Origin of the sequence: Apilactobacillus sp. EABW-1NA, from assembly GCF_030398685.1 — a bacterium.
GTDB lineage: Bacteria > Bacillota > Bacilli > Lactobacillales > Lactobacillaceae > Apilactobacillus > Apilactobacillus waqarii.
Genome location: NZ_JAPDKO010000026.1, coordinates 1 through 21083 on the forward strand (window position 1 = coordinate 1; position 21083 = coordinate 21083).

Annotated in this window: 34 protein-coding genes and 2 tRNA genes; 4 read left to right on the plus strand and 32 right to left on the minus strand. The window is 31.8% G+C overall.

The features are described 5' to 3' along the window. The 30 genes from OEZ61_RS06825 to OEZ61_RS06970 form a co-directional block, all read right to left on the minus strand. The coding region (locus OEZ61_RS06825) for a major capsid protein (protein ID WP_290047216.1) at nt 1-1058 on the minus strand (1058 nt) is incomplete at its 3' end. A gap of 11 nt (nt 1059-1069) precedes the next feature. Further along, nucleotides 1070-1465 carry a hypothetical protein gene (locus tag OEZ61_RS06830; protein WP_290047217.1) on the minus strand — a complete coding sequence of 132 codons (396 nt, stop codon included), beginning with the start codon at nt 1463-1465 and terminating at the stop codon, nt 1070-1072. A 16-nt stretch (nt 1466-1481) separates the two neighbouring features. After that, nucleotides 1482-2096 carry a DUF4355 domain-containing protein gene (locus tag OEZ61_RS06835; protein WP_290047218.1) on the minus strand — a complete coding sequence of 205 codons (615 nt, stop codon included), beginning with the start codon at nt 2094-2096 and terminating at the stop codon, nt 1482-1484. Between the two features lie 126 nt (nt 2097-2222). After that, nucleotides 2223-3146, minus strand: a complete 924-nt coding sequence (locus OEZ61_RS06840) for a hypothetical protein (protein WP_290047219.1) — start codon at nt 3144-3146, stop codon at nt 2223-2225. Next, the gene (locus OEZ61_RS06845; RefSeq protein WP_290047220.1) at nt 3112-4731 is read right to left on the minus strand and encodes a phage portal protein; all 1620 of its coding nucleotides are present in this window, start codon (nt 4729-4731) and stop codon (nt 3112-3114) included. Before OEZ61_RS06845 ends, OEZ61_RS06840 begins: the two co-directional genes overlap by 35 nt. Before the next feature lie 11 nt (nt 4732-4742). Then, on the minus strand, nt 4743-6017 hold the full coding sequence (locus OEZ61_RS06850; RefSeq protein ID WP_290047221.1) for a PBSX family phage terminase large subunit: 1275 nt from the start codon (nt 6015-6017) through the stop codon (nt 4743-4745). Between the two features lie 86 nt (nt 6018-6103). Then, a complete protein-coding gene (locus tag OEZ61_RS06855; RefSeq protein WP_290047222.1) occupies nt 6104-6550 on the minus strand; it encodes a hypothetical protein in 447 nt (148 codons plus the stop codon). A 142-nt stretch (nt 6551-6692) separates the two neighbouring features. Next, nucleotides 6693-7427, minus strand: a complete 735-nt coding sequence (locus OEZ61_RS06860; protein WP_290047223.1) for a hypothetical protein — start codon at nt 7425-7427, stop codon at nt 6693-6695. Between the two features lie 43 nt (nt 7428-7470). Beyond that, nucleotides 7471-8301: a terminase small subunit gene (locus OEZ61_RS06865; protein WP_290047224.1), complete on the minus strand. Its 831-nt coding sequence runs from the start codon at nt 8299-8301 to the stop codon at nt 7471-7473. 62 nt (nt 8302-8363) lie between these two features. Next, complete coding sequence (locus tag OEZ61_RS06870; protein ID WP_290047225.1) at nt 8364-8537, minus strand: hypothetical protein; 174 nt, start codon at nt 8535-8537, stop codon at nt 8364-8366. A gap of 40 nt (nt 8538-8577) precedes the next feature. Next, nucleotides 8578-8650, minus strand: a tRNA-Thr gene (locus OEZ61_RS06875). 17 nt (nt 8651-8667) lie between these two features. Further along, nucleotides 8668-9360 (minus strand): site-specific DNA-methyltransferase, encoded by a 693-nt coding sequence (locus OEZ61_RS06880; RefSeq protein WP_290047245.1) that lies wholly within the window; start codon nt 9358-9360, stop codon nt 8668-8670. Nucleotides 9361-9450: 90 nt separating this feature from the next. Further along, a tRNA-Gln gene (locus tag OEZ61_RS06885) sits at nt 9451-9523 on the minus strand. A 249-nt stretch (nt 9524-9772) separates the two neighbouring features. Continuing rightward, nucleotides 9773-9898 (minus strand): hypothetical protein, encoded by a 126-nt coding sequence (locus OEZ61_RS06890; RefSeq protein WP_290047226.1) that lies wholly within the window; start codon nt 9896-9898, stop codon nt 9773-9775. A 170-nt stretch (nt 9899-10068) separates the two neighbouring features. Next, nucleotides 10069-10479 carry a hypothetical protein gene (locus tag OEZ61_RS06895; protein WP_248597393.1) on the minus strand — a complete coding sequence of 137 codons (411 nt, stop codon included), beginning with the start codon at nt 10477-10479 and terminating at the stop codon, nt 10069-10071. A gap of 1 nt (nt 10480) precedes the next feature. After that, nucleotides 10481-10684, minus strand: coding sequence for a hypothetical protein (locus tag OEZ61_RS06900; protein ID WP_290047227.1), 204 nt, complete (start codon nt 10682-10684; stop codon nt 10481-10483). Next, nucleotides 10677-10889, minus strand: a complete 213-nt coding sequence (locus OEZ61_RS06905) for a hypothetical protein (protein ID WP_290047228.1) — start codon at nt 10887-10889, stop codon at nt 10677-10679. The genes OEZ61_RS06900 and OEZ61_RS06905 overlap by 8 nt, the downstream gene beginning before the upstream one ends. After that, on the minus strand, nt 10882-11559 hold the full coding sequence (locus OEZ61_RS06910; RefSeq protein WP_290047229.1) for a putative HNHc nuclease: 678 nt from the start codon (nt 11557-11559) through the stop codon (nt 10882-10884). The genes OEZ61_RS06905 and OEZ61_RS06910 overlap by 8 nt, the downstream gene beginning before the upstream one ends. Next, nucleotides 11559-12050, minus strand: a complete 492-nt coding sequence (locus OEZ61_RS06915) for a hypothetical protein (protein WP_053795574.1) — start codon at nt 12048-12050, stop codon at nt 11559-11561. Before OEZ61_RS06915 ends, OEZ61_RS06910 begins: the two co-directional genes overlap by 1 nt. Before the next feature lie 5 nt (nt 12051-12055). Further along, complete coding sequence (locus tag OEZ61_RS06920; protein ID WP_290047230.1) at nt 12056-12568, minus strand: hypothetical protein; 513 nt, start codon at nt 12566-12568, stop codon at nt 12056-12058. Between the two features lie 171 nt (nt 12569-12739). Further along, nucleotides 12740-12931: a hypothetical protein gene (locus OEZ61_RS06925; RefSeq protein WP_160184528.1), complete on the minus strand. Its 192-nt coding sequence runs from the start codon at nt 12929-12931 to the stop codon at nt 12740-12742. Between the two features lie 10 nt (nt 12932-12941). Next, a complete protein-coding gene (locus OEZ61_RS06930) occupies nt 12942-13121 on the minus strand; it encodes a hypothetical protein (RefSeq protein ID WP_290047231.1) in 180 nt (59 codons plus the stop codon). After that, a complete protein-coding gene (locus OEZ61_RS06935) occupies nt 13122-13943 on the minus strand; it encodes an ATP-binding protein (protein ID WP_290047232.1) in 822 nt (273 codons plus the stop codon). It lies immediately after the preceding gene. After that, nucleotides 13927-14652: a conserved phage C-terminal domain-containing protein gene (locus tag OEZ61_RS06940; protein ID WP_290047233.1), complete on the minus strand. Its 726-nt coding sequence runs from the start codon at nt 14650-14652 to the stop codon at nt 13927-13929. Before OEZ61_RS06940 ends, OEZ61_RS06935 begins: the two co-directional genes overlap by 17 nt. A 112-nt stretch (nt 14653-14764) precedes the next feature. Then, nucleotides 14765-15103 carry a hypothetical protein gene (locus OEZ61_RS06945; RefSeq protein ID WP_290047234.1) on the minus strand — a complete coding sequence of 113 codons (339 nt, stop codon included), beginning with the start codon at nt 15101-15103 and terminating at the stop codon, nt 14765-14767. Between the two features lie 16 nt (nt 15104-15119). Further along, nucleotides 15120-15536, minus strand: coding sequence for a single-stranded DNA-binding protein (ssb, locus tag OEZ61_RS06950; protein ID WP_290047235.1), 417 nt, complete (start codon nt 15534-15536; stop codon nt 15120-15122). Next, complete coding sequence (locus tag OEZ61_RS06955) at nt 15529-16287, minus strand: ERF family protein (RefSeq protein ID WP_290047236.1); 759 nt, start codon at nt 16285-16287, stop codon at nt 15529-15531. Before OEZ61_RS06955 ends, ssb begins: the two co-directional genes overlap by 8 nt. A gap of 11 nt (nt 16288-16298) precedes the next feature. Next, entirely contained in the window at nt 16299-17162 is an 864-nt protein-coding gene (locus tag OEZ61_RS06960; RefSeq protein ID WP_290047237.1) for a DUF1351 domain-containing protein, read from the minus strand. A gap of 13 nt (nt 17163-17175) precedes the next feature. After that, a complete protein-coding gene (locus OEZ61_RS06965) occupies nt 17176-17346 on the minus strand; it encodes a hypothetical protein (protein ID WP_290047238.1) in 171 nt (56 codons plus the stop codon). Between the two features lie 113 nt (nt 17347-17459). Beyond that, nucleotides 17460-17591: a hypothetical protein gene (locus OEZ61_RS06970; protein WP_290047239.1), complete on the minus strand. Its 132-nt coding sequence runs from the start codon at nt 17589-17591 to the stop codon at nt 17460-17462. Between the two features lie 68 nt (nt 17592-17659). Between OEZ61_RS06970 and OEZ61_RS06975 the strand changes: the two genes are divergently transcribed. After that, complete coding sequence (locus OEZ61_RS06975) at nt 17660-17803, plus strand: hypothetical protein (protein WP_290047240.1); 144 nt, start codon at nt 17660-17662, stop codon at nt 17801-17803. 41 nt (nt 17804-17844) lie between these two features. On the opposite strand, the gene OEZ61_RS06980 is transcribed toward OEZ61_RS06975, so the two are convergent. Both OEZ61_RS06980 and OEZ61_RS06985 read right to left on the minus strand, forming a co-directional pair. Continuing rightward, a complete protein-coding gene (locus OEZ61_RS06980; protein WP_290047241.1) occupies nt 17845-18546 on the minus strand; it encodes a BRO family protein in 702 nt (233 codons plus the stop codon). Nucleotides 18547-18571: 25 nt separating this feature from the next. Next, nucleotides 18572-18790, minus strand: coding sequence for a helix-turn-helix transcriptional regulator (locus tag OEZ61_RS06985; RefSeq protein WP_290047242.1), 219 nt, complete (start codon nt 18788-18790; stop codon nt 18572-18574). A 145-nt stretch (nt 18791-18935) separates the two neighbouring features. Between OEZ61_RS06985 and OEZ61_RS06990 the strand changes: the two genes are divergently transcribed. The 3 genes from OEZ61_RS06990 to OEZ61_RS07000 all read left to right on the plus strand — a co-directional run bounded on the left by OEZ61_RS06990 (nt 18936) and on the right by OEZ61_RS07000 (nt 21022). Continuing rightward, complete coding sequence (locus tag OEZ61_RS06990; RefSeq protein ID WP_263527819.1) at nt 18936-19562, plus strand: XRE family transcriptional regulator; 627 nt, start codon at nt 18936-18938, stop codon at nt 19560-19562. Nucleotides 19563-19651: 89 nt separating this feature from the next. After that, nucleotides 19652-20233 carry a hypothetical protein gene (locus tag OEZ61_RS06995; RefSeq protein WP_290047243.1) on the plus strand — a complete coding sequence of 194 codons (582 nt, stop codon included), beginning with the start codon at nt 19652-19654 and terminating at the stop codon, nt 20231-20233. A 156-nt stretch (nt 20234-20389) separates the two neighbouring features. Then, nucleotides 20390-21022, plus strand: a complete 633-nt coding sequence (locus tag OEZ61_RS07000) for a hypothetical protein (protein ID WP_290047244.1) — start codon at nt 20390-20392, stop codon at nt 21020-21022. Nucleotides 21023-21083: the final 61 nt, after the last annotated feature.

Here is a 21083-nt window from a genome sequence, read left to right on the forward strand (position 1 = left end):
TTAGCACCATTATTGTTACCAGTTAAAACAGTCATAACACCAACGTTGTTTGATGCCTTGATTAATGGTAGGAATACTTCTGAAACTTGGTACTTAACACCAACTGGGTCATCAATTACAGATGTTGCAACAGTAATACCGTCAGTAGTTGTTGCTACGTCGTAGCCTGCATTACCTGATAATCCCATTTGTTCTTGAGTTTCAGTGTGAGCCATTGAACCAATCTTTGCAGAAGGTACAAGTACAACCTTGCCATCTGGAATGAATTTCTTACCACCAACTGATTTGTCGTAAACCATGATGTCTAATCCAGTTGCATCTTTGAAGATTGATTCTGCTTGAGCATTTGATAAAGCAATGTTATTAGAACCAACTCCAACACCCAAAGTATTAACAATTTGTCCTGAATGAATTAACTTGTTGTAAGTCATTTGGTTCATGATTGCAGTGTTAAATCCAACACCTAATTTGTTACTTAATTTTTGAGTAAATACATTTACATCATCTGTTGGAGTTGAATCTTTTGTTCCCCAGTCCTTATCAACAGTAGTAAATTGTTCATCATCGTAGAAGAAATCAACAATTTCATTTGATGATGCATTTGGATACTTACTGAAGTCAATCTTTCCATTTACTAGACCTTCAGTAAATAGGTATTCACGAGTAACACTTGCATTGTTAAATAACTTAAGTGCGTCTTGTAATTGTGTACGCACGACTGCTTGTTGTTCGTATTGTGAAGTTGCACGAGCTAATGCATCATTAACTGCACGTCTTGTACGTTCATCAACTAGCATGTGTTTCTTGAATTGGTTTAGCTTGTAAGTAGCTTCACGGAATCCTTGATTCTTCATTCTAGTTGAACTGGCGTCTTCAGTAACCATATCTAGTACTGATAGACCTTGATCTTTACCAAATACAACGTTAACAGCAGTACCGTTAACAACTTCATCATCTAGAAGTACTTGGTATAGGTAAGTTGGTTGTTCGTTTACATTTGTGTTCCATACAGCAGCAACTGCTTGTGGACTTGCAATGTTTTGTAGTTCTGTTGGCATTTATATCTCTCCTATCTATCGATTACAGTAATTTTTGGTAATGACTTAACTAAGTTGTGTACTTGGTCGTCACTGTAGTATTTTGCCTTTGTGGCAGTTTCAATCATCGCGCGGTTAATAACACCTGCAATAACTAAAGCACCGTCTACTTGACCGTTATTTACGTTTGCACGGTGTAATAGAACACCTTGAGCTTTGTTTGCATCAGTAGTTGGTGTCATAACTTGCTTACGGTCGCCAAGTAATACATCTGTAGATGCAGCTAACCATGTACCTGCTTCAATAAATTTATTGCCATCAGTGTCTGCTTGAGCAGATGGGTCATCAACAGCAACGGTAAATGCAACCGCTTGATCTTCTTTAACAAGGATTGCGTCATCTGGACTTAAAATGTCTCTAAATTGCATAATATATGCCTCCTAATTATTTAATATCTTTCAAACTAAACTTTGAGCCTTTAAAAGTGTCCACAAGTTCTTTTGTCTTTTGACTGTCATCTAAGTGACTTGTGGTATTAGGAACTTTAACCTGTTGTTTGATTGAGCTAATTGACGCGTCAACGATTGACTTCAATTGGTCATATTTCTTAAATGTTTCATCTTCGTTATCAGAAACAATTAATGAAAGTTGATCATCAGTTAGGTTCAATTTATCTTCATTAGAACGCTTTAAAACCTTGTTTCTAATTTGCCCTGTAATCAATTCAGAATTTAAGGACTTGTTCTTTTCTTTCAAACCATTTAATTCATCTTGAAGTTTCTTCATTTGGTATGATTGCTTTTCATCATCCCCCATACCACTTGTCTTTAGTTTTTCAACTTCTGCAGACAATGAATTAACTTGTTCTTTATTAGAATCAATGGTTGCATTCAAGGAATCAATTTGCTTTAAATACTTGGCATTTGATTTCTTAACAATTGAATTAACAAGGTCGTTGTATTCTGCCGGGATTTCTTTAGGCTCAGTATTATCTGTTCCTTCTCCTCCTTCGTCAGCAAAGAATTGTAGTCGCATAGGTAAAATATGCTTATTTAACATAATAAAAACTCCTTTCCATAGCTTTTAATGGTGGATCAATGCTTGCACCTATCCATAGCTTTTAACGACTTCAATGCTTGGTCATAAAAATTGAGCAAAATAAAAAGCCTTAACGAGTGTTAAGACTTAACTTGATACTTTATTTAAAAGATTAACCATTACATAGAAACATCTACAAAATGGATGCGTATCGCCAGGAATGTCAGGACAATCGGAAATATCATATGGTCCATTGTCTGCAATACTTGCACACTTGCTACATGCTCCTGGTTGATTAACAACATCAACTTGTTTACCACCTAATTGTTTAAACGTTGCTAAATTGACTTGATTGACTACTCGTGAACTTTCTGTCTGCACTAATCTACGTGCATTAAATTCAGCAATGCTAATCCTGTCAGATATATTCTGATTTGGTTTAAATTGTTTTGTATTAACATGCTTGGACAACGTTTGATTTAAATCATCTAAAGTCATCCCATGCCTTAAATGTTTACTAACTAATTTCTGAACATCACTAGCGAGGTCATCAGCATTAATCCATAATCTATCAGACCAAATTGATGAGTTCTCACTATTATTAACAATGGTTTGAACATTACCTTGATTAAAATTTAGATTCATTGTGCTATGCAACCACTTTGTTTGACTTGAAATATCAGAAATTAAATTCTGTTGTGTGAATTTTTCAATTTTAGCAGTCATATCGACAATACCTAATCCAATTAATGCAAACATTAACTGATATCTTCGTTGATATGCTAATGCGGTGTAAGCTTTAACTCTATCAGTGGCATTATTGCCCCAGTTAGACGCGTTACACTGCAAGATAGCTTGTTTCCATTGATTAATACCCCATTTATCAACCATAGAACGTGTCTCAGCAATGCTTAGATTATTCTCTTTAGCATAATGATTATAGAACTGTGTTAAGTGGTCACGAATGAACAACAATGCAGCATCATAATATGCATCAAAATGTTTTCCGTCCGAATTATCTTGATCAACTAACTGATTAATCCGTTTCTTCACTGTTGTTTGAGTTATCATCACTATCACCACCGTTGTTATCAGAACCTGCATTAGTAATCGCATTATTTACAATATCTTTTACGTTTTGAACTCCTTGTTCTTGTTCGTTCATCCAGTTCTGAACTTCAGCATGGGTATCTTTTACTAATGATAATGCTGATAATTTAGTTTCATTTGTTACCTGTCCGTCTAATGCTTGGACGGTTTGAGCTTCTTCAAGAACATTCTTTGGAATTGATTGTTTATGATTAAACTCAATGTTTTGTACATTAGCATCAACCTTTAATTTACTAAACAAGCAACTAAATAAAGCTCTTAAACTACTATCCATCTTTGATGCCTTTGTTTCTGCTTTACTCATCATATCTTGATAACGTTGTTTCAATGCAATACCACTAATAGCACTAGCAGATTGACCAAACTTGCTATCGTTCATATTAACAACTTGAGCATTTTGATATACTTGTTCGATTGTTCTGTCAAGCATATGTTCTTGCATGTCGTCATTAATGTCTGGCGTTACATAATAAGCATTAGGTGTTTCTTGTTTGTCATCAGATAATGCATCAGATTCATCTTTGAATAAATTTAATACGTGCATTGTCTTAACGTTTGTAATTTGGTCATCAGTAAGTTTTGCTCCTGTTACAACTAAGATACCGTTTGATATTGAATTGATGTCGTTTGCTTTGCTAGATAAGATTTCATCAGCAGCATCAATCAAACTTAAGACGTTGTCAAAGATACCAACACGTTCATCGTTTTCTGGTAATTCAAACACTGGGAAGCCTTCAAATGAATGAATGTTCTCTTGATTAAGAATGTTTGGTTGTCCTTCTTCAGTTTCTTGAATGTTTACCATAGAAAATTTACCATTTACATCACTAAAATGATAATCAGCTTTATCATCCATAACCCACACATCATTGCTAATACCATTAGTTGAATAATTAATAGCAATTACTGGGTTATTTAATGGTGTGTTGTCGTAGACAATCAATGTGTCTCTAGGACTTAATACGGCAATATCAATTGAATCGGCAGTATCAAATGCTCTAAAGTATGCTCTACCATAAATATCAGCTGTCTTAGCATATTCACTAGCTTTATCTGTGAAGTTAACATCATTCATCCAATTTGAAATTTCTTCGTTGGTCTTATCAGATTCATCTTGATTTGTGTTATCAACGTACCTAATTTGAATTGGATCACCTATAAAGAAACCATTGAATGTATCAGTTAACTTTTTAGGTAAATTAACAATCAAACGATTATCTGGTTTGCCAAGCGGTGTTGATGGCTTGTTCATAATCGTGTGATGACGACCTTTATAGTAATCTCGTTTAATACGATATTTAGGAACAATGTTTTCTTCGTGATAATTAGCAATACTTTCAATAATGCTTGGGTCAGCGAGTAATTGTTCTTTAGTTAATGTTGTATGATAAACATCACTGTCATCAATATAAACATTTCCACCACCTGCAACAATCTGGTCATCATTTTTAGCCATTTCAAAACTATTAGCACCATTTTGGAAAGTTTGGCCAGTTAAAATATAATCTTGCAAATTCTTAACAATCTTACCGTTGATAGTTTCCATTTCTAACCTCCTTAAAAGTCTTTGTACATTTGTACTCCATTGCTTTTGTCTTCTTTTGGTCTTAATACTTTCATGCAAAAATACCTCAAAGCATCGCACTCATGATCGAACTTTTTAATTACTTGGTCTTTACCTTTTTCTGCAGCTTTTGCATCCCATGAATATGTTTTTAATTCTTTGAATAGTGGTTGCATCTTATTTGTAAACTTAATTGAACCATCATCCATACGCATTTGAGTTACACGGATACCGTTATTAACATCATTATTTGCTTTAACAACTTTATATCCTTTCAGTTGTAGCGCTTTAATCATTGAACTAGCGGACGGATCCATGATAATTCCTTGTGGTTTAATTCCGTGCATAAAATGTACAAAGTCATCAGCATATTGTTCATCAGTCTTCTGTAGTTGATGTTCGTCACCATCGTAATAATAAGTGTCTAAGGCGTACCAAATACCATCAGTACCTTTTCCCCAAAGTATAAAAACCATTGGGTGATAGATACCATAATCGGCACTAACAATGTATGTCGTAATGCTTACATTATCTGGAACATCCCTTATCATAGTTTCTTCATCGAAGTTACTGTAAACAAGTCCGTCAGCGGATACCCATTCACCCAAAATAAAACGTTTATAGAACGCTCCTGAGTACATCGCTGATGCATCATCTATCATCTGTTGAGTTAATATCGGATTGTCATGCATGTTAAAACGCAATCTAATCGCTTTTTTACTTTTCAAGTCATCAATCCAGTGACGCTTAAACCAGTGATAAGGATTAGATGGATTACAGTTAAACCAATATTTATGCCCTTCAACTGATAAACAACGTCCAGTAGCTTGGTTAACAAAAGACTCTGGCATTAGTGCTACTTCATCAAAGTAACATCCTGCTGCTGTTAACCCTTGTACAAGGTCTTGACTTGATTCATCTTTACCACCGAACCAATAGAATGTATTTGTAACTCCACCATAATTAATAATCATCTTGTTGTCACTTTGACGTTCAATGATGTTATAACCACGTGGACGTAAATAATTCTCTAGTGGCTTAATAACGTTACGTTTAAGGGATGCAATTGTTTTACCGGCAATGATAAAGTCCATACCGTCAAAGTTGCTCATAGCCCAATAAATGAAAGCCTGTGACATCCACATAGTCTTACCTGTACGTATAGAACCATCAGCAATAAATGCATTCTTATTTTTCCATTTTGGATCGAACGACCACTTAAGGATAAACATTTGTTTAGCTGATGGTGGTGTGTATTCAACTGCCATGGATATCACTTCCTTTTAATTAATTTTATGTACTAAAAAACCACAAGCATTAAGCCTATGGTTTTTTAATATTATTTTTTACTATGTTAACTTTTTTGTTTAAACGTTTTACTATCAAATTTCTTATAAAAATATTCTTTTGAATAAAGAACAGCATCATTATAATATTTCAATGAAAGTCCTGAACTGAGTACAAAACATAAATAAATAAATAATATGCCCCAGAAATTATCATAAATCCATTTTTTCCCAACAGCTGATAACAAAAACGATACCAATCCAGTCAATAAAATCAAATAAGTCAAAAAAGAGGAGAATTTAAATACCTGTAATTCATTCATCATATTTCTAATCTTATAAGGTTCCATTTTATTCATTTCATTTTCGATTTCATATTTTTTAACAATAATATTTCCAAAATAGTTATATGTTTTCAATATCTGAATAAAGAAAAATGTAAAAATACAAACAACGATAGACATTAAAGCTGTCCACAGCAAGAATATAATAATTTCATTTGAAAAAGAATTCAAATCATCACTCCCCTGGTTATTATTTAATGCAATAATTAACAAATTATTTTATGCCCATGGATTATTAATAAACAAGAACAAATTAATAAAATTATCGTGAATAATATTAAAACACAACAATAAATAGATGCTAATAAAAATATTACTCGTTATTCTTAGCCCTATCCCATTCTATTTTTAAATATGTTGATATAACATCAATAGTTGTATCAACCATTTTATTCTTATTCTTTTCTTCAAGAATACCATCAGACAACATTATCCTAAGATTATCATCAAACATTCTATTTATAAAAGGACTTTTACCAGTATTTCCATCCTTATTTTCTATAATCTCTTTTAAACTATGAATGTCATAAACAGTATCATTAATATTAGCATTTCCTTTTAAAGCGTCTGTAGATTTTTCTAAAATTTCAATTACTAAATTTCTAATTCTTTTTTCGTCTTCTTCATTTTTATTTGACATATTATCATTAAAATTATTTGAAAAATAAAGTCTCATTCTATATGAAAATTCTATAAAATTCTCCTTCTTTTCTTCATTATCGTGATGAAAATAATATCCATTTAAAGCAGATATATAATCAGCACTAGTTTTTCTTACTTCTTCAATCCATTTTATTCTAGATAAAGCAGTAACATCAGCTTGTATTCTATCTTTTAATAATTTTTCCTTCAATTTTTCATTAGATTCATTAATTTCTTTTGTCAATATTTTATTGGATTCATTAATTTCTTTTTTGAATTTTTGTGTATTTTTGTTAACACGATAAGTGAACACACCAGAAATAATAGCCACAGAAAGTGGAGGAATAAAATATTTTAAACCATCTATTAAAACATCTATTAAATTAATTATGATCACATCCTTCATCTAAGGATATCATTTTTTATTAAATAAATTAATATTTATTTAATCATTCTTCAATCTCGCTTTCGTCAATTTCATCTTTACCATTTTTAACAGATTTCCTAATTGCTTGAATAAGCGGATCGGACTTAGTATCTGTCTTTTGTTCTGGCAAGATTTTAACCAGTTCTTTAAGCATTGAAGTCTTATCATACATATCTAGCTTAAATCCATCCCTACCGCTTGAAATCGACTTAATACCGCTAGTATCTATTGTATTGAAGTCTTTTGGAATAACATCAACTGTATAGTAGTAATGTTTAGTGCCATCGGCATTCTTCTGACCTTTGGAATAAACCTTTTGAATATCAATTGTTACATAATCAGATATATCAGTACGACTTAACTTAAGCATGTCGTTAATAACATCTTGCGCATTTGCGACCATTGTATTAGCCATTTCTTCTTTACATTCTTCCAATAATCGCTTTACGTTAGTCTTTGCGAGCAATGCTGAACCATTTGTTCTAGCCGTTTCATATGAACATCCGAACGACTCTTGATAAGATTTTGTCGCGTTATAATACTGCAAGTAGAGTAAAACAAATCGCTTCTGTTTATCATTAAGCGTTTCATTGCTTGTAACTTTATCTGTAACGTTCTTATTTGTAACAGCGTTACGTTTTTCCATTACACTTTTAGGCTTATGCGTTACATCCGTTACATCATTCTTATCCGATTGTTTTTCTAATTCCTTCGCAATCTCTGGATCAACCTGCCACTTACCACGTGAACGATGAACTCTAATAGTTGTTGCTTTAACACCATACTTCAATGCTAAGTCCTTATATCCGATACCTGACTCATAATCTTTCTTAATTGCTTTCCAATCTGCCATAGCACCTAATAACACTCTCCTTTCATCTAGTCTTATGTAACGTTACATTGTTACGTGTTACATTATTTAGCCTTAACGTTCTTACTTTCATCATATAACGCCTTACGTAACACTTTAATGCGTTTCTTCTTAGTTTTAATATTGCTTTGAACATAAAACAATACTTCATTAGCATGAGCATTAATATATTCTGCTTCATCTAGGCTTTGAATCCAATCATCTTCTGGATTATTCATTTTACCAATCACTATCTCACATCCCTTATATGTATTTTTATGCTTGTTGCAAGACTTGAACTTGCTACCTTATGTTTACAAGACATATGCTCTACCAGTTGAGCTAAACAAGCATTAAAAAAGACAGCCATTATAGACTGTCTAGTTCATTGTTAATTCTTTTCTGTGCTACTTCAAAATAATGTCCATTCAATTCAAACCCGATAAATTTACGGTTATTACGAACACATGCTACACCAGTTGACCCCGAACCCATACAATTATCTAGTACAACTTCGTTTTCATTAGTGTATGTTTTGATCAAGTAACTCAATATATTAATCGGCTTTTCAGTTGGATGATATCTCTTAGCATTTGAATTAGGGAAATCAAGAATTGTGGTTGGATAACGTGTTCCTTTATTGTTACGTGGTATATTAACCATTCCGCTACTTATAAACCCACTAGCCTTTCTTTCTCTTCTGCCATTTGTCTTATATGGTTTACCTTTACTCATTTGTGGATTGTATGTAGGTAAATGTTTATAAAAAACTGAAATCAATTCGTGCTTATTCATCGGTCTCTTATGCGACATTTGGAACAACGTAGCTCTAGACTTCAACCATACCCAATCATAACGATATAGTTTCATGTTACTCATTCGCAATTTCGTGGAAAATGGTTCAGCGCCAAACAATGCGATTGCTCCGTTGTCTTTGATAATACGTTCATACTCTGTCCACAAATCATCATAAGGAATAATACTATCCCATTTATGATTAGTAATTCCATACGGTAGATCGCAGAGTATCATATCAACTGATTTATCGGGTAACTCATGCATTAGCTTAATGCAGTCACCTTTTTGTAACTGTACTTTATTCAATTAAATCGCCTCCATACTGCAAGATTAATGCAGCAGCCGCGGAGGTTATTGTTCTAACTGGACTCGAACCAGTGCATCACGGGATCAAAACCCGTTGCCTTACCGACTTGGCTATAGAACAATAAAGAGAACTATCGTTATCATAGTTCTCTATAACAATTTATTCAGATGTTGTTTATAAATTAACGGAAAGATTTCACATATTGATTGTGCATACATATTTCATCATAAATAAATTATTTTTTTGCCTAATGGCAATTGTGGAAGATAGGTTTGAACTATCATCTTTTACATAAGTAAACGAGTTTCATTACTCCATTCCACCATATAAAAAACCACATCTCTGTGGTTAAAAGAATGTTGTATTTTCTCAAGATACCCGCCTGTTATTGGTACAGGCAATTGGTAATCCAGGAATCAAACCTGGAATGACGCTAGTCATGTAATCATACTTACCTAGTAACAACATATCACTAGTTTCCCCGGAAGCTACCATTGTGGTAGCAAAAACTAATAACGGATTCGAACCGTTATTAGCAAATGATTTTAAAGAGATGAAAAACTGCTATAAGCTACTCACTTATATATATTTTTCTTACTATACCAATTATAGTCTTTTCAGTTTTTTTATGGTCTTAAATCAGTTTAAATTAGTCTTAATTTTGTCTATTTTAAAGGAATTTCAATTAAACTGCATGATATACCAAACCAATATTTTGCCTCATTCAAATATTTATAATAGGTGGCCTTACTTATTCCAAGCTTTTCCCATTCAGGTACTCTTTTAAACTTATCAATATTAATATATTTGTTATAAAGTAGTGCTTTCATATCTGGCCTAAGGTTATCAATGGTTTGTTCAACACAATCACAATATTGTTGTGAGCCAATGTGATCAACAATACTTGATTCTGCTGGATTATCAATCTTACTGCCCTTTGGCATTCCATCACTATCCGGACTACCAATGGTTCCTGGTTGCTTTTGTGACAACTGGTATTGAAGCTCGTAATTTTGTAAATATTCATTTGCTCTTGCTATTAATTCGTCTCTATCAATTCGGTCATAAGTAAGCATATTATTTATACGTCCTTTCGTAAGCTTCCATAAAGGCTTTAGTTTCTTTCGTCCATTTATTTTTAGGGATGGATAGCATCCCATAATATATTGCTGGTTCAGCATCTAGAATTGCACATTTTAATTCATATTGTTTAACGGCCTGATAATTTGCAATCTCGTGTATACGCCATCCAAGGTTTGAAATCAATGTTTTCTTATTCATCATCTACATACCTTTTCTTCCATATTTTTACTCCAGCATCTTTCGTCCATGCCAGCGCATCTTCTTCGTCAACTCCTCGACTTAACACCTCAATCATCAGGCCTGCAATAACAACACAGATTTCTTCGCTTTCCATGATTTTTGCAGTTTCCTTCATTTCTCGAACTGATTCAATTGCTTTCTTTTTTCTTTCTTCTTCATTCATCTTTAATAGCCCCTTTGTCTGCTAAATTTAACTTGTTTATTATTTCTTCATTTAGCTTGATAGGTTTAACTTGATATTTCGTTGCAAAAGTTTCAACACCAATTTTGTGTCTCTCATTATGATGATTGCGACAAAGAGTCCATGCTTCATATCCTATTTGATTTACATGGCGTCTATTTCTTCCTGACCCAATAGTATCCACATGATCTAATTCAGCATGTAATTTCCCACATACAAAACATATTCTGTGCATGACAAGTTGATATCGTAATGCATAACTCTGTTGTATCTCGTCCATGAGTTTTGTTTTGAATGGTATTTCATTTTGAATGCAGAAAGTTATTTCAAATTCTAAAAACTGTTTAGCAATTTCAATTGAGCAATTACTAAAACTAAACCAAACTGGATTATCCATTTGTTCTAAAAACTTAATTTTAAGTATCTCTTCAACATTAACTTGTGTATATCCAAGATATTCAGCTATTTCATTAAATAGAGCGAATATCTTTTTTCTTTGGTCAACAGTTATATGCCTACCATCATCAAAATACATCGTTGACTGAGAGCCAATTGCATTTGTGATCATATAACGTTGGTTTTCAGACAAATCTTTAAGCCTAATGGTTATTTCATCATCATTAAACGATTTAATAAATCCTGTCTCTTGCATTAGTCATCACCAACTAAAACTACCTTTCGTGTTGCAATAACTTGATAATAAGGTAATTCGTCTATTTTTTTAAAACTCATATTTGTTTTTTTATGAATAGCATTTTTTAAAACCTTTTGAGTTTTCCCAGTAATCTTTTTCCCGTCAATAACTGACCATACATATTGTTTGATGCGTAAATTATTCCTAGCAACAATTGCAATTACTTGTGGTTCAGTTAGTTTCATCGCGTTTGCAATTTCATTGTTCGTATATCCATTAGCTACCATTTCAGCAATATCAAATACCATTTGATTATTTGTTTTAATTTCTGGTTTAAGTTCATATTGATGAACATCATCTATAATTCTTTTAGAAAATTTCTTTTTCCTTTTTTCGCTTAAAAAAGATTTTCTGAGTTTATTTAGTTTAATATTATTGTCATTAACATTAGAAATAGATCCAAACTCTGCTTCTAGTTCCTGAATAAGTTTCAATTGTGATTCTTCCAAATTAATCACTCCTTTACATATACATCCCTAGTAAATATGTGCTTATCTACACCAAATTGTTTCTTAAACTTTTTCGGACTAGTTTCATATCCCATCTTAATTACACTATTCATTAGTTCATTCAATTTTGATGCTCTTAATACTTTGTCATCAACTACCACTTGATAATATGAATGCCTTAGTTGAGCTCTAGTTATACAAGTAAGCACGCTAGAACGTTTTGAACCAATATTTTTAGCAATTTCTGATGACTTAATATCTGGATTTTTAGCAATTTCAATTGAAATCAATTCATTCAATGTTCCGTGTTTTTTTTGAATTTTTGCAGGTGTTATAGCACCAATATGTGCATAGACATGTTCGTTTTCCTTGTATACCTCTTCATCTTCTTTACCAAGAATGTCTCTACTTTGAAGTTCAATTAAATCAGGATCATCACTCGGAGCATTTTCAATAGAACCATACTTGTGTTCTATCTTTTGTATTGTTGAAATGATGTAATCATGTTCACTTGTCATTATCCTCACCACTCTTTTTATCATCATGAGTTAATTTATAGTAATTGTATTTGTTGTTGAATAACGCAATGATGATGTACTCTGCTACATCCTTGATTAAGTTACAAACAATAGATACAAATACAATTGCAATTCCAGATACTATAAGCCAATAAACTAAATCTGATATTCTCATTCTGCTATTCCTTCTTCATCTAAAATTTGAATTATTTGATCACCATTTTGTCTAACTGAAGTTATGTTAGATGCATAATAATCTCTTGTTTTAATATCTAATGAATTATCTAGATACATTTCTTGAACAACTGCATTTAGCAGTCGATTGTTAGCTTTGATTTTTTCAATTAGTTCTTCTTTTTTCATTGTGTTCTCCTTATGCGTAAACTACATAATCAAAATCATATGGACTATCTAAATAATTAACTTTGAACCATCTCATTTCATCTTCCGTGAAAATGCTCGCTTGTTCTTCACTTTCAACTAATGAAATCTTGTAGATGTTGCCTTTAAACCAATGCCATTTGTTATTTTTTAAAATCTTTAATTTATACATTTAAAAGTCCACCAATCTTTTGTCTGATGTTTTCTCTGTAAATTTAATCAAGTGTCCTTGAACACCTTTTTCCATTCTTGATACAAGTTTTGGATTGTACATAGCTTCTAACTCTTTAGCATTCAAATTAGTAGTGATGATTGTTCTTGATCTTGCATTTAAGATTCCAAATAAAATCTTTTGTACGAAATCACTAGCTGACTTATCCCTATTCATACTTGCCTCACTGCCTAGGTCATCTAAGACAAGTAAATCAACATTAGTGAGCAATCTAACCATATTTCCTTCCGAATATTTGTTATCAGAATAATTAAAGCTATCCTTGATTCTTCTAAATAACTCGTCAACTGATACAAACAAACATGATTGAGGCTTTTCTGAAGTATTATTGACTGCTTTTAACATTGATAAAGCTAGGTGAGATTTACCTCTTCCAGGTTCTCCAGTAAGCAATGTATTAAATTGATTATCTTTATTTAGGTATTGATAAGCAGATTGTTTAGCAACATGCAAAGCTTTCTTTTGTTCGTCATTAGTAACTTCAAAATTATCAAAAGTAGCATCTTTTAAATCACTGTCAGTCATAATGCTGTCTTTAGCTAAAACTTTACTTGTGCGCCTTTTTTTAATCTGGTTCGTATATTTAATCGTTAACTCTTTTTCTTTCGTTTCATGCTCGTTTTTTTGGCATATAGGACAAAATGGTTGTTCTTTTGAAACGTCGAAAATAATCTTATTAACATGATGCTTTGAACATTTTTCATCAGTAACCGTTGTATGCTTGTTTAAAAAATCATTAAACATGTTAGAAGTCGATTCCATGTACCTCACCACCTGTATTTCTTGTATCTACTTTTTCATTTAGGTAACCATCAATTTTTGATGCTCTAAACAATGTTTCAATTCTCAAATATTTATCCATGTCAGTGTTAAGCCATGATGCACATTTGTTATCGATAACTTGTTTTAGATCATCAATTGAATAATCTTTTAGTCTAGCTTCTATTATTTTGTAATTAGATTGTGTGTTTCTGAAGTGCTTGTCTGCTTTATCATTCAAGTAAGCAATTACTTTTTTTGCGTCACTATGGTCGTGTTCGTTAGAACTCGACATATTATTATTTAATCTATTAATTGATTTATTAAGTAATCTATTATCCTCCGATTTCTGTAGCATAGGTATGCTACTCTGGTAGGATAGGGTATCCGATTTCCGTAGCATACCCCCTCTACTATAATCGGATAGGGTAATGTACCTTTTATCAATTTGTTTTGAATCTTCTTTATAAATTAGTTTTACATTAATTAAACCTAGTTCAGATAATTTACTAATTGATTTAGAAACCGTCTTTGGTTTTATTTCGATACTTTCAGCAATGGAAGCATTACTCATGAAACACTTACCAGTAACGTTTAACATTGTATATATTGTTCCATATACCAATTTGTCAGTTGATGTTAATCCTAATTTCTTTAACGTTTGCATTTGTACTTGAATAAAGTACTTTGGTGTTGTTTCATTACTTTCCATGCTTATCACGCTTTCTCTTCTTTAGATCATGATAAATATAGTTAGCATTCCAACCGAAGTAGATGCTACATATGATTAGAACAATGATGCTTACAGCAATGTTTAACATTTATTACACCTCTTTTTTTAATTGCTCACTTAATTTTTCATATAATCTTCCAGCTTCTTGTCTAGTTAACTTAATTCCGTATACTTCAATTAGATTTGGCTCTTTGTAACAGCTAAACCAATCGTTTTGATTTTCTTTTGATAGAAATTCAATCACTAATGATTCGTTAATGTCATTTGAACTTCTAAAGTCGTATAGCTTAAAAATAGTAGTACCTTTTTCATTGCTAATTTCAAATACCTTCTTTCCATAACTATCGAAAAAAGATACAAAAATCACGCCATTAATTCTGTTAAGCCCATAATTAAGACCTGACTTTTTAGAAAATTCTTGATAATCCATTAGTTATCCCTGCTTTCTAAAATGGCAAATCATCATCAGTGATATTAACTTGATCACTTTGATTTCCAAACGGTGACATATTATTTTGTTGTGATTGTTGAACATGATTTTCTTGTCTTGGTTCTAACAATGCAAAATTTTCTACAACTACTTCAGTAACATATACTCTTTGTCCTTGTTGATTTTCATAATTTCTTGTTTGAATACGTCCATCAATACCAACCAAAGAACCTTTGCGGGTGAAGTTAGCAAAATTTTCAGCAGATTTACGCCAAATAACACAGTTGATAAAATCAGCTTCTCTCTCACCTTGTTGATTGGTAAAAGCTCTATTAACTGCTAACGTGAAGTTAGCAACTGCATTACCTGATTGAGAATATCTAAGTTCTGCATCCTTTGTCAGTCTTCCTGTAAGTATTGTTCTGTTAATCATTTGTAATTGCTCCTAACTTTGTAATTTGTCCTTTTACTTCTGCTTCTACATAACTATTAAGGTTGGCTAGATCATTTGCTCTACACTTTTTAATATCGTCAATCTTGTATATTTGCTTTGCTTTAACAAATATTTGTTGAGCATTTTGCTTACCAATTTTATTGATAGCTTGTTTTGCATTATTGTTATATCTAACTTCTTCAGCCATTAATTTTTCAGATTCATTTAACGTCTTTGATTGGCTAGTATTTCTTTTAGCGGTTGCTTGAATTGCTTTCGGTTGTTGTTGATAATTACGCTTTTGATATCCGTTATTTTGCTTGTTATATCCATTCTTTGAAACGTTTGATGCATTATTACCGTCGTCATCTTCATCGGCGACAATCGCTAAATTTGTAGTTAATGCATAACGTCTTGCATAAGTTGACGCCGATCCAACTCCTTGAGCAGTAATTTTTTCAAGTGGTAAAATAATTGGATTAAATTTAATCATCCCTAAATCTGAAACAATAATAGTTTGAACAGATAATGTTTTTCCTTCATTGTTCATTCCAAAATCTTGAAAGAATGATAATCCTAATGGTTCTAAAGCTTCTATAGCTGTTTCCTGAACACTTTGTAATGATGCATAGCTACTTTTACTAAAAGGATTGCTTTTGTCCTTTTTTGGTTGCTTGACATTCTTTTGAAAATCAACAAGCTTCTTCATCAATTCAAACTTGTCTTTATCTTCCTTAACAACAAATTCCACTTTAATCACTCCTATTCTGCTGATTTAAAATCAATATTATGTTCCTGCATATATTTAGCTAGATTAATTAAGTCTTCATGTTTACCTGTAACTGTTAAGGTAAACGTTTCTAACTTTTCAACTTCACCCGTTGCAGTATCAATACGTTTATTATCGATAACTTTAGTTCGTGCTTTTTTAGCTTCATTCATTGCTTTTGTTTCAGCATCAAGAGCTTCTTGTCTTTTCTTAGCTCTTTCAACATCTTTTTGCATTCTTTGAACAACTTCAATCGATGAAGCCCCCATATTTAATTGATATACATATGAATCCGGATTTACATTAAGCTGTTCAGCAAACGCTTTGACGTTTGCCACATCGATTTCAAAACGGCTAATTTCAGCATCCTGTAATTTAATTGCTTGAATCGCTTCATCTTGCCATGTCTTTTTACTAGTTGATTTATTCAACCATTTTGGATTAATAATGATGTCCTTAGCATCTGCTTTATGTTCTTTACAAACTTCTTCAATGAATGATCTGATTTGTTCTTCTTTTTGCTTTACTAATCTTTCATCGTAATCATTCAACTGTAGTTTTAGATTATTAATGGCATCATTTAACGGTGCTTCAATGTCCTTAATAGAGTTTTCAAAATCTTTAAGTGGAATTTGGTATTGTTTCTTGTACTCTTTGCGCTTATCTTCTAGTTGCTTTAACAAACCGTTAAGTTCTGTTTTAGTTTTTTTATCTTCTTTTACAGTATCGTCAGTGATAATTAAGTCTTTATATTTATCTGCGACTTCACTTACTGCATTTCTTAATAATTCTGAGTTTTTTAACTCCAATTTACCTACTTGATAGTCTACTGTTACGTTATTACTAATTTCTTGCATTTTATTTCCTCCATTACAAATCTTGAATTCTTTGACCATCTTCAGTAGAATTGAAGTTAATCAAAGCATTTGATGTTATTACAAATCGGTCGTTGATGCCCCACGCATTAACGGCTTTTTTTGTACTTTTTAATTGCTTCTTCTTTAAGTAGATGCAAAATTTCATAAATGAATTTAAAAACATCAGCAAACTTCTCCTTTCTTTCCATAACGAATATTGTTGTTGGTACAGCGAACAGCCATCCCAAAATGAATTCCATCGTTGAAAGCTGCCATTCTGCAGATGTCATTGTTTAATCATCCTTTCTTTAGCAATTTGTGATCAAGTTTTCTCTGAAGAATTTTCACTTCTTCTTTTAAGTTTTTAATTTTAATTTTTTGAGATTCTAGAATTTCTAGTAAATCTTTATTTGCCTGGTAATTTTTCATTTAATGTTCTCCTTTTTATTATTTATAGTTGTATAATTTGTTTATCTCCTGTTGAAAGAGGTGTTTAAATGCCTAAGAAAAAATCTTCTAATTCTAAAGCTAGTCAAGCAGGGAAGGATTTGCGCAATTCAAGGCTTTCAAAAAAGAAAAGGTCTAAAGCTGGACATTTTCTTGCTGAATTGAGAAAGAAAATTAGAAGAAATAAGAAATAGTATAAAAAGCAGTTTTCTATATAGAGTAGAAGCTGCTTTTTCTATACTTCTACTTTCTTATTAATCAATTCCATTTTTGTAGCAGTTGAAGGTTCCCATGCGTAGATATATTGCATTACTTTTTCAAAATCTTTATTTTTAATTTGTGATCTTGCACTAACCCCAGCAATTCTCTTGATGCCGTGATTAATATCACTGAACAACATTGAAACATTATTTTTATTTCGAGGATATCTCCTATCATCTAGATATTCATAAACTCTTTTAGAAACAAGTCTTCCAATCACTGCATATGAACCAGTATCAAGTAAAACATTATTTTTTAAATCGTTAACATCCTTTTCAATGCTTTCTACTCTTTTTACAGTTCTATTTGTAACTTCCATGGTTAACACTAATTTGTCTTCTGGGGTTTCTGGTACGTTATACGAACCTGTTCTCCTAATAGATGGCATAACTTCATGTGTTAACCATTTTTTTATTTCTTTAGCCTTATCAAGATGACTTGATAATACTAAGTCGTTAAAACCATATTCGTTAATTACAACCATATTTTGTATTCCACCAGGGGTAGCAATTTGCGACCCCCTTTTATCTTCATCAAGAACATGCTTTGATAATGCATCTTTTGTATTTTTATATCCTAAAATGGTAGCAACATCTTTTCCCACAAAAAATGGTTCATTATTAATATCGATTGTTCTTAGTTGCTTACCATCATAATTAAAAGCAGTAATTTCCATCTTTAAATCCTCTTTTCAAATATAATTAAGTTAAACTACCGTTTAGTCGTAGTCTTCTAGAAAAAATAATATCATTGTAATTTACTTTAAATGTAGTAATGATCTTTTCTACAACTTTATTATTTGGTACTGTGATACCATTTTCATAGTTACGCCAAGACTCTATTGAGCATCCAACAATATTGGACATTTCTCTTTGAGTTAATCCATAATTAACCCTTAGTGCTTTTAGCGTTAATTTCATATTTATTACCTCCTTTTGTTTGGTATGTATATTATATTAATACGACTAAGTCGTAGTGTCAACTAAAAAATAGTAGCTTTTTATATATTTGTATTGAAAATAATACTAATTGGTCGTATTATAATATAGAAAGGTGGTTATCAATATGTCAAATCTTGGTAATAAAGAAGCCATGAGTGACAATTTACACCGTCTTTTAAACGAAAGAGGTTTGAGCCAAAAGAAAGTTGCTGATGATTTAAATATCAAACCAACAACTTTTTCTGGATGGTTTAATGGTCATGTCTATCCTAGAATAGATAAGATTGAAATGATGGCCGATTATTTTAATGTTCAAAAATCAGCATTAATTGAGCCAAACGGAGATGACTCAAACATCAGAGTGTTTAAAGATATTACTCAAGTTCCTGTTATTGGTGATATTGCTTGTGGTGATCCTATCACAGCATTACAAAACATCGAAGAATACATGCCAGCTCCTTCATCTTCATTACCTGTTGGTAACAATTTTTATCTACGTTGTGATGGAGAATCAATGAAACCAACTATCAACAATGGTTCATTGGTTCTAATTCATGAACAACCAACTGTAGAAGACGGAGAAATCGCTGCTGTGCTTATCGATGGAGAGGCAACTCTGAAAAGAGTTAAACATCAAGGTAAGACAGTTATTTTGATACCAGATAACAATCAATTTAATCCAATAGTACTAACGGATGATATTGATGCAAGGATACTTGGAAAAGCTGTACAGGTTGTAAATAGTCTTTAGTAAAACAGCAGGGCATTTTAAAATGTCCTGCTGTTTTATTGTTATAAATGATATAATCATAATGAATACATATAAAAGGAGATAGTATAATGTTATTTATTGTTTTAGTCATTGCAATCATTGCAATAAGTATCTGGGTTCACGTTCACAATAAAAAGAAGTTTCTAGAAGCCGATAATGGAGAAAATATCTTATTTACCAAAGTAAGCATTCTAGATAAACGCACTAATCAACTAATCGGTGCGGATAATAAAGACCATATTGTCCACTACATGGCCTTAAACAAGGATAAGCAAGTATACTTTCCTACATCTGCCAAGCCTGATGCTCGTTACTACATCCTTAATGTTTCATTTGACCCAAACATAAGCCAATCAGTCCAAACTAAAGGACGTGCTGGTTCTGCATTAGTTGGTGGAATGCTATTCGGTGGCGTTGGTGCTGTTATTGGAGCATCACGCGGTCGTAAATCAACCGTAACAGAAACAGAACATGCTGCTGATTGTTACATTCAAGTTGTTGATAAAGACATGCAAGATTCACATACTTGGGTATTTAGAGCCAAGTCAGAATTGGCTAAGGAATTAGCAGGACGTTACATGTTAAATGACATGGATCTAAATAAACTATCAGATAAAGCTGAAGAATTAGTTTCAGAATCAGAAAAATAAAGATATAGAAAGACTACTGATTAATTTCAGTGGTCTTTATTTTTAGTAAATTTAGATATTTAGTAAATTTAGTAAAAAAGCAGAGCATTGGAAACGCCCTGCTTTTTTATTATTTAAAATGATATAATTATTATAAATTTATTAGGAGGTTTTTACATGGAGTTTATAGGTACTATACTTTCATATGTATTTATTGGATCTATTATTGCTTTTTTTGTTGTACGAAGTAAAAACAAAAAAGGTAAGGTTAAAAATTATAAACGTGATAAAACATTAATTTTAGTTACTATGGTCGTTTCATTTATATTAACTGGAATTATAGGTGTTTCTGTTAATGATAACAGCAATAGTTCATCCAATAATTCTAAGAATACATCGACAAAGACTATTAAAAAAGAAGCTGATAGCTTTAATTATTCTAAATATAAAGACTTTAATTCTGAATATCCTAATAGCTTAAGTTCATATAATGAAAATGATTTTATGGCAAAAAATGTTAAATTTACTGGTAAAGTTTATGGTTTGTCTGCATCGTCACTTGGATATCAAATTATATTAAAAGATAGTAAAAACCATTTAGCATATTTAACTTCAGATGGAAAGCAATCTGGTAAGATAACTAGTTTTGACTCATTAACAATCTATGGTTCAACAAATGGTACATCTAAAATAAGTAAAAACGATTTTAATCGTTTCGATAACCAAATAAAAGATAATGATTTAGGAAAGCCAACAATTTTATTAAACTCTGATAAAATCATTGTTCATCATGATACTAATATAAATTAGGAGATTTTGTATGAAAAGCAACTATTATAAACCAGTATACGATTTAATTGCAGATAAAAAT